We start from the raw sequence: 12,513 nt of genomic DNA on the forward strand, positions 1-12,513 counted from the left end.
CCCCGTCAGCCCGGGTCGCGGTAGTACGCCGCGATCCGGGCCGCCGCCTCGGAGAAACGTTTCCTTAGTTCGGCCGGCTCCAGTACCTCCGCCTCCGGGCCGAGGGAGAGGAACTGCGAGTACGCGACGTCGTACGACTCGACCGGCAGCGTGAGCGTCACCCGGCCCTCGGCGTCGGGCGGGCCCGCCTCGGACAGGGCCTCCTGGGCCGAGAGCGGGTCGACGGTGTGTTCAAGCCGCCGCGCGCCCGCCTCGGTGAGGCGCACCACGATCGTGGCCCGCAGGATCGAGCGGGCGAACCGCTCGGCCTGGTCCGCCCAGAAGCCGGGCAGGTCGAAGGTCTCGTCGCGCTCGAATCGCTCACTGCCCGCCTCGGCCGAGGTGAACCGGTCGACGCGGTAGACCCGGAAGGGCCCCGGCCCCGGCCCCTGCTCCGGTTCAGGTCCGGTCACCCGGGCGCACACGTACCAGACGCCCGCCTTGAGGACGAGCCCGTACGGCTGCAGTTCGCGCTTCACCTCGGCCTCGTCACGCCGGTAGCGCGCGGTGATCCGGCGGTCGTCCCAGACCGCCTCCGCGATCACGGGCAGCAGCTCGGGGGTCCTCGGCTCGGCGAACCACGCGGGGGCGTCCAGGTGGAAGCGCTGGGCCGCGGTGCGGGAGGCGTCCTTGAGGGAGGGCAGCAGGGCGGCGGACACCTTCAGACGGGCGGCGGAGGAGGCGTCCTCCAGGCCCATCTCGCGCAGTGCGCCCGGCACGCCGGAGAGGAACAGTGCCTCGGCCTCGCTGCGGGCGAGTCCCGTCAGACGCGTACGGTAGCCGCCGACCAGCCGGTAACCGCCGGTACGGCCCCGGTCCGCGTACACCGGGACGCCCGCCTCGGACAGCGCTTGCGCGTCCCGCGTGATCGTCCGCTCGGACACCTCCAGCTCGCGCGCCAGCTCACCGGCGGTCATGGAGGGCCGGGACTGCAGGAGCAGCACCATCTTGATGAGCCGGGCAGCGCGCATGCGCACCATGATGCCGGTGGCTCCGCCGGTCTGGCAGGCGGGGTGGGGGTGCGTGATGCGACTGCGCCGTTGCTGTGACCGTTCGCGCAGTTCCCCGCGCCCCTGGATCGGCCGGGGCCGGGGCGGGTGGGCGGGTGCGGCGCAAGCAACCACAGGCGACCCGCACCCTACGACCTGCAACCCCCACCCTCCCGCAGGCTGCATACCGGCCGCGGGAGGGTGGAGAGGTATTACAGGCCGTACTTCGCGCGGGCTTCCTTCACCGCGGATGCGGGCACCTCGCCGCGCCGAGCGAGCTGCGCGAGCGCGGCCACGACGATCGACTGCGCGTCGACACCGAAGTGACGACGGGCCGCCGCACGCGTGTCGGAAAGCCCGAACCCGTCCGCACCGAGCGACGAGTAGTCCTGCTCGACCCACTGCGCGATCTGGTCCGGCACCTGCCGCATGTAGTCGGACACCGCGAGCACCGGCCCCTCGGCCCCCTGCAGCGCCTGCCGCAGGTACGGCACCCGGTCCTCGCCGCGCAGCAGCGCCGCGTCGGCCTCCAGCGCGTCCCGCCGCAGCTCCGTCCAGGACGTGGCGGACCAGACGTCCGCGGCCACGCCCCACTCCTCGGCGAGCAGCTTCTGCGCCTCCAGGACCCAGTGGATCGCCGTGCCGGAGCCCAGCAGCTGGATGCGCGCCGCGTTGGCGGCGTTGACCTGGACGCCCGCCGACTCCGCCGTGTTGAAGCGGTAGAGGCCCTTGACGATGCCCTCGTCGATACCGCCGACCGCCGGCTTCGCGGGCTGCGGGATCGGCTCGTTGTAGACGGTCAGGTAGTAGAAGACGTTCTGGTCCTCGCCCGGGGCCGCCTCGCCGTACATCCGGCGCAGACCGTCCTTGACGATCGTGGCGACCTCGTACGCGAACGCAGGGTCGTACGACAGCGCGGCCGGGTTCGTCGCCGCGATGACCGGCGAGTGCCCGTCGGCGTGCTGCAGGCCCTCGCCCGTCAGCGTCGTACGGCCGGCCGTGGCGCCGACGAGGAAGCCGCGGCCCAACTGGTCGCCGAGCTGCCACATCTGGTCGGCCGTGCGCTGCCAGCCGAACATCGAGTAGAAGATGTAGAACGGGATCATCGTCTCGCCGTGCGTGCTGTACGCGGTGGACGCGGCGATGAAGTCCGCCATGGAGCCGGCCTCGGTGATCCCCTCGTTGAGGATCTGGCCGTCCTTGGCCTCCTTGTAATACATCAGCTGGTCACGGTCGACCGGCTCGTACGTCTGGCCCTTGGGGGAGTAGATCCCGAGCGACGGGAAGAGGCTCTCCATGCCGAAGGTGCGCGCCTCGTCGGGGACGATCGGCACCCAGCGCTTACCGGACGTCTTGTCGCGGACCAGGTCCTTGACCAGGCGTACGAAGGCCATGGTCGTCGCGACGTTCTGCGAGCCGGAGCCCTTGTCGAAGGCCGCGAACGCCTTGTCGGCGGGGGCGGGGAGGGGCGGCAGCGGCTGCGTACGGCGGGCCGGGGCCGGGCCGCCGAGGGCCGCGCGGCGCTCCTGGAGGTAGCGCACCTCCGGGGAGTCGGCGCCCGGGTGGCCGTAGGGGACCACGCCGTCGACGAAGTCACTGTCCTTGATGGGCAGCTCCAGCAGGTCACGCATCTGCTTGAACTCGTCCGTCGACAGCTTCTTCATCTGGTGGTTGGCGTTCTTCGACGCGAAGCCCTCGCCGAGGGTGTGCCCCTTGACCGTCTGGGCCAGGATGACCGTCGGAGCGCCCTTGTGCTCGACGGCGGCCTTGTAGGCGGCGTACACCTTGCGCGCCTCGTGGCCACCGCGGGAGAGGTGGAAACACTCAAGGATCTTGTCGTCGCTGAGCAGCTTCGCCAGCTCGACGAGCGCCGGGTCCCCGCCGAAGAAGTCCTGGCGGATGTAGGCGGCGTCACGCGTCTGGTACGTCTGCACCTGCGCGTCCGGGACCTGACGGAGGCGGCGGACGAGGGCGCCGGTGGTGTCGAGCCGGAACAGCTCGTCCCAGGCGTTGCCCCACAGCGACTTGACGACGTTCCAGCCGGCGCCGCGGAACTGGGCCTCCAGCTCCTGCACGATCTTGAAGTTCGCGCGGACCGGACCGTCGAGGCGCTGCAGGTTGCAGTTGATGACGAAGGTCAGGTTGTCCAGACCCTCGCGGGAGGCGAGTGCGAGTGCCGCCGTCGACTCGGGCTCGTCCATCTCGCCGTCACCGAGGAACGCCCACACGTGGGACGCCGAGACGTCCTTGATGCCGCGGTTGGTGAGATAGCGGTTGAAGCGCGCCTGGTAGATCGCCGAGAGCGGGCCGAGGCCCATCGACACCGTCGGGAACTCCCACAGCCAGGGCAGGCGCCGCGGGTGCGGGTACGACGGGAGGCCGTTGCCGCCCGCCTCCTGGCGGAAGTTGTCGAGGTGCGCCTCGGTGAGGCGGCCGTCGAGGAAGGCGCGGGCGTAGATGCCGGGGGAGGCGTGGCCCTGGATGTAGAGCTGGTCGCCGGACCCGTCGGCCTCCTTGCCCTTGAAGAAGTGGTTGAAGCCCGTCTCGTAGAGCCAGGCCGCGGAGGCGAAGGTGGCGATGTGGCCGCCGACGCCGTGTTTCGCGCCGCGGGTCACCATCGCGGCCGCGTTCCAGCGGTTCCACGCGGTGATCCTGCGCTCCATCTCCTCGTCGCCGTCCACGGTGGGCTCGGCGGCGGTCGGGATGGTGTTGACGTAGTCGGTCTCAAGCAGCTTGGGCAGCGCGAGTCCGTTGCCCTCGGCGCGCTCCAGCGTGCGGCGCATCAGATACGCGGCACGGTGCGGCCCGGCCGCCTTGGTGACGGCGTCGAGCGAGGCCTGCCATTCGGCGGTCTCCTCGGGGTCGCGGTCCGGGAGCTGGTCGAGCTCGCTCGGCTGGATAGCGGTGGGGTCGGTCATTGCGCCGCCTTCCGGATGCGGAGGGGGTTCCCTCGTCGGCAAGGGGTGTGTCGGGAGGTGCCCTTGGTCTTTGGCAGGACAGGGCGGCGGGCTCTGGTGGGAGCCCGCCGATGACTGTAACTCGTTGATCGATGATCGATCAAAGGGTTGAAGGGCAAAACCTCTTGATCACGAGAAAGTAGGCACGCGGTGCCTTGACCATGGGCACGGGGTGCCTTGTTTTCGCAGGTGGGGCGGGCTGTCGGTACTCCGACGGGGTACTTATGAGCGGGGTCGCGCTCCGCTGGTTCGATGCACCTAGGAAACGGGCTCGCTGCCCGTCCTGGGGGCACACCCCAGTACGTGTGCCTTCACCAGTTCCGCGATCAGCGGGTCCCGGCGCCGGAACGCCTCCACGAGGGCCTCGTGCTCCTCCGCGTACGACTGCTGGACCGTGCCCAGCCAGCGGATCGACAGGGCCGTGAAGACCTCGATGCCCAGGCCCTCCCAGGTGTGCAGCAGCACGGAGTTGCCCGCGGCCCGTACGAGCTCGCGGTGGAAGCCCACCGTGTGACGGACCTGGCCCGTGCCGTCGGCCCTGCGGTCGGCCTCGTACAGGGCGGACACGTGCGGCTCCAGGGCCGAGCAGTCGGCCGACAGACGCTCGGCGGCCAGCTCGGCCGCGATGGCCTCCAGACCGGCCCTGACGGGGTAGCTCTCCTCCAGGTCGGCCGCGGTCAGGTTCCGTACGCGAACGCCCTTGTTGGGGGCCGACTCGATCAGCCGCAGCGACTCCAGCTCCCGCAGGGCCTCCCGTACGGGCGTCTGGCTGACCTCCAGCTCGGTGGCGATCCGCCGCTCCACGATCCGCTCGCCCGGCTTCCAGCGGCCGCTGACGATCCCCTCCACGATGTGCTCGCGGATCTGCTCGCGGAGCGAGTGGACGACGGGCGCGGTCATGGGGGCTCCTTCGTTTTGACCTTTAGACAATAAGGCCGTGTGCCTGTGGGGGAGGGGTGCGCGGGGTGCTTTGACGCAGGTGAGATGAGCCACGGCGCTCCGCTGGGGTCGGCCGGGCGGGGGTGTTCGCGCAGTTCCCCGCGCCCCTGGAGAGCGGGACGGGGCCGTCCCGGCGGGCCGCGCGATTCCCGCGCCCCTGAAGAGCGGGCCGAGTCTCAGCTCGCTCCTTTGCCAGGTGTGGCTGGGCGGGGTGGGCCGCGCAGTTCCCCGCGCCCCTCGGAAGCGGGGCTGCGCCCCGGCTTCCGTCTTTGGGGGCGCGGGGAACCGCGCGAACGGTCCCACCGGCCCACGCCCACCCCGCACACCGCCGAGCCACAGCCCCGCCCTCCCTCCAGGGGCGCTGCCAACGCGAAGGTGCCCCTGTCCGGCGAGCCGGACAGGGGCACCTCGTTGTGCACTACGGGGGCGCGGAGCCTACAGGCCGAGCTCGACCTCGAACTCGCCCGCCTCAAGGATCGCCTTGACCGCGGTCAGGTACCGCGCCGCGTCCGCGCCGTCCACCAGACGGTGGTCGTAGGACAGCGTCAGGTACGTCATGTCACGTACACCGATGACCGTGCCCTCGTCCGTCTCGATGACGGCCGGACGCTTCACCGTGGCACCGATGCCCAGGATCGCGACCTGGTTCGGCGGCACGATGATCGTGTCGAAGAGCGCGCCGCGCGAGCCCGTGTTGGAGATGGTGAAGGTCGCGCCGGACAGCTCGTCCGGGGTGATCTTGTTCGCCCGGACCTTGCCCGCAAGCTCGGCGGTGGCCTTGGCGATACCGGCGATGTTGAGGTCGCCCGCGTGCTTGATGACCGGGGTCATCAGGCCCTTCTCGGAGTCCACCGCGATACCGACGTTCTCGGTGTCGAAGTAGGTGATCGTGCCCTCGTCGACGTTGATCCGGGCGTTGACGGCCGGGTGGGCCTTCAGCGCCTGGGCCGCCGCCTTCACGAAGAACGGCATCGGGGAGAGCTTGACGCCCTCGCGGGCCGCGAAGGAGTCCTTCGCCTGCGCGCGGAGCTTCATCAGCCGGGTGATGTCGACCTCGACGACCGAGGACAGCTGGGCCTGCTCGTGCAGGGCCTTCACCATGTTGTCGCCGATGACCTTGCGGATGCGGGGCATCTTCACGGTCTGGCCACGCAGCGGAGAGGCCTCCAGCGTCGGAGCCTTCTTGCCGGCGCTCGGCGCGGCCGAGGCGGCGGCCGGAGCCGGCTTCGCGGCGGCGGCCTTCGCGGCCTCGGCGGCGGCGATGACGTCCTGCTTGCGGATACGGCCGCCGACGCCGGTGCCCTTGACGGTGGCCAGGTCGACGCCGTTCTCGGCGGCGAGCTTGCGCACCAGCGGGGTCACGTACGCGCCGTCGTCACCGGAGGTCGCGGCGGGCGCCGCGGCCGGGGTGACGGGAGCGGGAGCCGGTACCGGCGCGGCCGGAGCCGGGTCGGGTGCCGGAGCCGTCTGCTGCTGCGGTGCGGGAGCCGAGGGCGCCTGCGGAGCCGGAGCGGCGGGGGCGGCCGGAGCCGGAGCAGCCGGGGCCGGAGCGGCGGGAGCTGCCGGGGCCGGAGCGGCGGGAGCTGCCGGGGCCGGGGCAGCGGCGGCGGGCGCCGGAGCCGGAGCTTCCGGAGCGGGCGCCGCGGCCGGAGCCGCGCCGGGGGCACCGATGACGGCCAGCTTGGCACCGACCTCGGCGGTCTCGTCCTCGGCGACCACGATCTCAAGCAGCACACCGGAGGTGGGCGCCGGGATCTCGGTGTCGACCTTGTCCGTGGAGACCTCGAGCAGCGGCTCGTCGGCCTCGACGGACTCGCCGACCTCCTTGAGCCACCGGGTGACGGTGCCCTCGGTGACCGACTCGCCCAGCGCCGGAAGCACCACGTCGGTGCCCTCGGCGCCGCCACCGCCGGAGGCGGCCTCGGCGGTCGGGGCCGGCGCCGGAGCGTCGGTCTCGGTGGACGGGGTGGTCTGCGGGGCCGGCTCCGGAGCGGACTCCTCGGCGGCGGGAGCGGGCGCGGGCTCGGCGGCCGGGGCGGACTCGGCGGGGGCGCCGGAGCCGTCGTCGATGACGGCCAGCTCGGCGCCGACCTCGACGGTCTCGTCCTCGGCGACCTTGATGGAGGCGAGTACGCCGGCTGCGGGGGAGGGGATCTCGGTGTCGACCTTGTCGGTGGACACCTCAAGCAGCGGCTCGTCGGCCTCGACGCGCTCGCCCTCGGCCTTCAGCCAGCGGGTGACAGTGCCCTCGGTGACGCTCTCGCCGAGCGCCGGAAGGGTTACGGAAACCGCCATGGTTTCGGTTGCTCCTTACGAATTGCGGAAGTCTGTGTCGTCGCGGCGTTGTATCGACCGAGGGTCGGTCAGTCGTGCGAGTGCAGCGGCTTGCCCGCGAGAGCGAGGTGGGCCTCGCCCATCGCCTCGTTCTGCGTCGGGTGAGCGTGGATGAGCTGCGCGACCTCGGCGGGCAGCGCCTCCCAGTTGTAGATCAACTGGGCTTCGCCCACCTGCTCGCCCATACGGTCGCCGACCATGTGGACGCCGACCACGGCGCCGTCCTTGACCTGGACGAGCTTGATCTCGCCCGCGGTCTTGAGGATCTTGCTCTTGCCGTTGCCCGCGAGGTTGTACTTCAGAGCGACGACCTTGTCCGCACCGTAGATCTCCTTGGCCTTGGCCTCGGTGATGCCGACGGAGGCGACCTCAGGGTGGCAGTACGTCACCCGGGGCACGCCGTCGTAGTCGATCGGGACGGTCTTGAGACCGGCCAGACGCTCCGCCACCAGGATGCCCTCGGCGAAGCCGACGTGCGCGAGCTGGAGCGTCGGGACGAGGTCACCGACGGCCGAGACGGTCGGCACGTTGGTGCGCATGTACTCGTCGACCAGGACGTAGCCGCGGTCCGTCGCGACGCCCTGCTCCTCGTAACCGAGACCGGCGGAGACCGGGCCGCGGCCGATGGCGACCAGGAGGATCTCCGCCTCGAAGGTCTTGCCGTCGGCGAGGGTCACGCGGACGCCGTCCTGCGTGTACTCGGCCTTGTCGAAGAAGGTGCCGAGGTTGAACTTGATGCCGCGCTTGCGGAACGCGCGCTCAAGAAGCTTGGAGCTGTTCTCGTCCTCGACCGGGACGAGGTGCTTGAGGCCCTCGATCACGGTGACGTCGGTGCCGAACGACTTCCACGCGGAGGCGAACTCGACTCCGATGACACCGCCGCCCAGCACGATCGCGGACTGCGGGACGCGGTCCAGCGTCAGCGCGTGGTCCGAGGAGATGATGCGGTTGCCGTCGATGTCCAGGCCCGGCAGCGACTTCGGCACGGAGCCGGTCGCCAGGAGCACGTGACGGCCCTCGACGCGCCGCCCGCCGACGTCCACGGAGGTGGGGGACGAAAGACGGCCCTCACCCTCGATGTACGTCACCTTGCGGGAGGCCACGAGGCCCTGCAGGCCCTTGTAGAGGCCGCTGATCACGTCGTCCTTGTACTTGTGGACGGCGGCGATGTCGATGCCCTCGAAGGTGGCCTTGACACCGAACTGCTCGCTCTCGCGTGCCTGGTCGGCGATCTCGCCGGCATGCAGCAGGGCCTTGGTGGGAATGCAGCCGTTGTGCAGGCAGGTGCCGCCGAGCTTGTTCTTCTCGATCAGGGCGACGTCCAGGCCCAACTGCGCTCCGCGCAGGGCCGCGGCGTAGCCGCCGCTACCACCGCCGAGGATCACTAGGTCGAAAACGGTGCTGGCGTCGTTCGCCACGTCACGTCCTCCATGCATGTGCGCCGGCGCCGGTCTCCAGTGACCGGGCGGCGGCTGGTGTGGCCGCTCTTCCTTCGGCCCTGTGAATGGGCCCTGTCCTGCCGAGCCCATCTTCGCACTTGTCGACGACAGGCGGGACGCCGGGCTGCGCTGTGGGACGTCTGATCGATCACACGAGCCCCGTCAGGGGCGCGGGGAACCGTGCGATCAGCCGCATACGGCCCGCACCCGCCGTGGAGCGGGTGCGGGCTCGATCATGGGGCGGGCGTCAGCCCAGATCCCCCGCAGCCGTCAGCTCGGCGAGCCGGACCAACGTACGCACGGCGGACCCCGTACCACCCTTGGGCGTGTACCCGAACGGACCCTGTTCGTTGAAGGCGGGCCCGGCGATGTCGAGGTGAGCCCAGGTGATGCCCTCGCCGACGAACTCCTTCAGGAAGAGCCCGGCCACGAGGCCGCCGCCGTAGCGCTCGCCCATGTTGGCGATGTCGGCGGTCGGGGAGTCCATCCCCTTCTTCAGGTGGTCCGGCAGCGGCATCGGCCAGGCGGCCTCGCCGACCTCCTCGGCCGCCTCGTGCACGGCGGAGCGGAAGGCGTCGTCGTTGGCCATGATCCCGAACGTGCGGTTGCCGAGCGCCAGCATCATCGCGCCGGTCAGGGTCGCCACGTCGACGATCGCGTCGGGCTTGTCCTCGGACGCCTTGGCGAGCGCGTCGGCGAGGACGAGCCGGCCCTCGGCGTCGGTGTTGAGGACCTCGACGGTCTTGCCGCTGTACATGCGCAGCACGTCGCCCGGACGGGTGGCGGAGCCGGAGGGCATGTTCTCGGCCAGCGCGAGCCAGCCGGTCACGTTGACCTCAAGGCCCAGACGCGCGGCGGCGACCACGGCCGCGAAGACCGCCGCCGCACCGCTCATGTCGCACTTCATCGTCTCGTTGTGCCCGGCGGGCTTGAGCGAGATGCCGCCCGAGTCGTAGGTGATGCCCTTGCCGATGAAGGCGAGGTGCTTCTTCGCCTTGGAGGACGTGTACGACAGCTTCACCAGGCGGGGCGCGGACGCGGAACCGGCGCCGACGCCGAGGATGCCGCCGTAGCCGCCCTTGGCGAGGGCCTTCTCGTCGAGCACCTGCACCTTGATGCCGTGCTCCTTGGCCGCGGCCTGCGCGACGGCGGCGAAGGCCTCCGGGTTCAGGTCGTTCGGCGGGGTGTTGATGAGGTCGCGGGCGCGGTTCAGCTCCTCGGACACGGCCGTGGCGCGCTCGACGGCCGCCTTGAACGCCTTGTCGCGGGGCTTGCCGCCGAGCAGCGCGGCCTCGCCGAGCGGGGCCTTGCCGTTCTTGGCGCCGCTCCCGTTCTCGGCGGTCTCCTTGTACGTGTCGAAGGCGTACGCGCCGAGCAGCACACCCTCGCCGACGGCGCCCGCGTCCGCGGCGTCCGAGATCGGCAGGGCGAACGCGGCCTTCTTGGTGCCGGCCAGGGCGCGGGCGGCGGCGCCGGCCGCGCGGCGCAGCGTCTCCGCGGAGAAGGAGCCGTCCTTCTCCGGGAGGGCGCCGAGGCCGACCGCCAGGACGAGCGGTGCCTTGAAGCCGGACGGTGCCGGCAGCTTCGTCACCTCGCCCTCGCCGCCCGAGGCGCCGAGGGTCTCCAGAACGCCGGCGAGCCTGCCGTCGTACGCCTTGTCCACGGCCTCGGCGCCCGGTGCGACAACAAGGTCCCCGGACTTGGATCCGGTGACCTTGGCGACACCGACGACGATCGCGTCGGTGCGCAGACCGGGCGCCGCGGCGGTGCTGAGAGTGAGAGCAGTCACGGTGGTGAAATCTCGCTTCCGTTGAGTTGCTGAGGCCGTCAGGGGTGAGGTCGGCCCGGGCGTTCGGATTCCCACGCACGAGCCTACGCGCGGTGCCGCGTTTAGCTCCCACCAGTGGGGGGTCGCCCCCGGGGCTGCGCCCCAGACCCCCTGTCGCGCTGACACGCTCGTCCTCGAACGCCGGACGGGCTAAAAGATTCGCGGACGGGCTGAGAGATGTCCGCCGGTCCGGGGACATCTCAGCCCGTCCGGCGTTTGAGGACCGGGGGTTCGGGGGCAGCGCCCCCGAGGTCAGTGACGGGACGGGTAGGGGCGGCGGGGGCGAAGAAGGCCCGCCGCTAGGCGAAGAGGCAGAAGGCGACCAGAGCCACCGTCGAGGCGGTCTCTTCGAGCGCGCCGAAGACATCCCCCGTCACACCACCGAGGCGTCGCGTGCAGTGCCGCAGCAGAAGCTCGGCCGCACCGCAGCCGAGCAGGACGGCCAGGACGGAACCGAGAACGCCGTACGTCCCGAGCAGCGCCCCCGCCCCACCCGCCGCAACAGCCACCACCACAGCCGCCAGCAGGGCACCCCGTACGGGAACCGTGCCCGCCACCACCGCCCCCAGCCCCTCGGGCCGGGCGGCCGCCACCCCCGTACGCGCGGCCAGCGTGAGGGCGAGACGGCCGGCGGTCGCGGACACGACGGCAGCGAGGGCGCCCCGGGCCCAGGACCCCTCGTACGCCTGGGAGAGCGCCGCCACCTGCCCGAGCAGGACGAACAGCAGCGTGATGACCCCGAACGGTCCGATGTCCGACTGCTTCATGATGCGCAGCGCGTCCTCGGCGGGCTTGCCGCTGCCGAGGCCGTCGGCGGTGTCGGCGAGCCCGTCGAGATGGAGGCCGCGCGTGAGGACGGCGGGCACGGCGGCGCTCGCCACGGCCGCGAGGAGCGGGCCCGCCCCCAGCACCAGCAGGAACAGTCCGGTCGCGGCGGCCAGGGCGCCCACGGCGAGACCGGCGACGGGCGCGCTCAGCATCCCGGCGCGCGCGGCCCCTCGGTCCCAGCGGTGTACGGCGACGGGGAAGACCGTGAGCGTGCCGAAGGCGAAGCGGAGTCCGTCGGTCCAGGGTGCCGCGGAGGTCCCGGGCGGGGGAGCGGGCGGCGGTGTGGGCGGGGGCGTGGACACCGGCGCAGGCTACCCGGGGCGCTCGGGCGGCGCTCGGGCGGCGACCGGGAGACGCTCATGGCAGTCATGGATAAAGTGCGCACATGGGGCATTGGTGGACACGGAACATCATCGAGCCGGGAAAGCTGCCGCTGCTGCTGGCGCTGGCCTCCTTCGTCCTCACCTTCGTGATCACCCGGATCGTGGTCCGGCTCATCCGGGCGGGCAAGGGCCCGTTCGGCAACGTCAAGGCGGGTGGTCTGCACATCCATCACGTCGTCCCCGGGGTCGTCCTGACCGTGATCGGCGGGTTCGGCGCGGTGGGCAGCGACCGGCACGGCTTCGGCTCGGCGGCGTTCGCCGTGGTGTTCGGGATGGGCGCGGGGCTGGTGCTCGACGAGTTCGCGCTGATCCTGCACCTCGACGACGTCTACTGGAGCGAGGAAGGCCGCAAGAGCGTCGAGGTCGTGGTGGTCACGGCGGCCCTGGTCGGCCTGATGCTCAGCGGCTTCCTGCCGTTCGGCGTCAACGACCTCACCGAGGACGAACTGCACGACCGGGCCGGCGTCGTCCTGAGCATCGGCATGAACTTCCTCTTCGCGCTGATGGCCCTGAGCAAGGGCAAGGCCCGAATGGCGATCTTCGGGGTCATCGTCCCGCTGGTCGCCCTCGTCGGCGCGCTCCGGCTGGCCCGCCCCACGTCACCCTGGGCCAGGCGCTTCTATCGGCGACGGCCGCGCGCCCGGGCCAGGGCCCGGCTGCGGGCCTACCACCACGACCGCCGCTGGGCGGGACCCCGCCGCAGATTCCAGGACCTGATCGGCGGCAAGCCCGACCCGGAACCGGCCCGCTCCCTGCCCGGACGCCCCTGACCCGTGT

The 12,513-nt window shown here is 71.6% G+C and carries 8 protein-coding genes; 1 reads left to right on the forward strand and 7 read right to left on the reverse strand.

What is annotated here, in order from left to right:
* Positions 1-5: 5 nt before the first annotated feature.
* The 7 genes from OHS59_RS31860 to OHS59_RS31890 form a co-directional block, all read right to left on the reverse strand.
* The gene (locus OHS59_RS31860; protein ID WP_328496796.1) at positions 6-1,010 is read right to left on the reverse strand and encodes a helix-turn-helix transcriptional regulator; all 1,005 of its coding nucleotides are present in this window, start codon (positions 1,008-1,010) and stop codon (positions 6-8) included.
* 230 nt (positions 1,011-1,240) lie between these two features.
* Positions 1,241-3,946, reverse strand: a complete 2,706-nt coding sequence (gene aceE, locus OHS59_RS31865; RefSeq protein ID WP_328496797.1) for a pyruvate dehydrogenase (acetyl-transferring), homodimeric type — start codon at positions 3,944-3,946, stop codon at positions 1,241-1,243.
* Between the two features lie 297 nt (positions 3,947-4,243).
* Entirely contained in the window at positions 4,244-4,885 is a 642-nt protein-coding gene (locus OHS59_RS31870; RefSeq protein WP_328496798.1) for a GntR family transcriptional regulator, read from the reverse strand.
* A gap of 474 nt (positions 4,886-5,359) precedes the next feature.
* Positions 5,360-7,219 (reverse strand): 2-oxoglutarate dehydrogenase, E2 component, dihydrolipoamide succinyltransferase, encoded by a 1,860-nt coding sequence (gene sucB / locus OHS59_RS31875; protein ID WP_328496799.1) that lies wholly within the window; start codon positions 7,217-7,219, stop codon positions 5,360-5,362.
* A gap of 68 nt (positions 7,220-7,287) precedes the next feature.
* Positions 7,288-8,676: a dihydrolipoyl dehydrogenase gene (gene lpdA, locus OHS59_RS31880; RefSeq protein WP_328496800.1), complete on the reverse strand. Its 1,389-nt coding sequence runs from the start codon at positions 8,674-8,676 to the stop codon at positions 7,288-7,290.
* 268 nt (positions 8,677-8,944) lie between these two features.
* Positions 8,945-10,486 carry a leucyl aminopeptidase gene (locus OHS59_RS31885; RefSeq protein WP_328496801.1) on the reverse strand — a complete coding sequence of 514 codons (1,542 nt, stop codon included), beginning with the start codon at positions 10,484-10,486 and terminating at the stop codon, positions 8,945-8,947.
* Between the two features lie 338 nt (positions 10,487-10,824).
* Entirely contained in the window at positions 10,825-11,655 is an 831-nt protein-coding gene (locus OHS59_RS31890) for an adenosylcobinamide-GDP ribazoletransferase (RefSeq protein ID WP_328496802.1), read from the reverse strand.
* An 83-nt stretch (positions 11,656-11,738) separates the two neighbouring features.
* Here OHS59_RS31890 and OHS59_RS31895 point away from each other — a divergent pair, with 83 nt between their 5' ends.
* Positions 11,739-12,506 (forward strand): hypothetical protein, encoded by a 768-nt coding sequence (locus tag OHS59_RS31895; protein ID WP_328496803.1) that lies wholly within the window; start codon positions 11,739-11,741, stop codon positions 12,504-12,506.
* The last annotated feature ends 7 nt before the right edge of the window (positions 12,507-12,513 follow it).

The organism is Streptomyces sp. NBC_00414 (genome assembly GCF_036038375.1).
Lineage (GTDB): Bacteria > Actinomycetota > Actinomycetes > Streptomycetales > Streptomycetaceae > Streptomyces.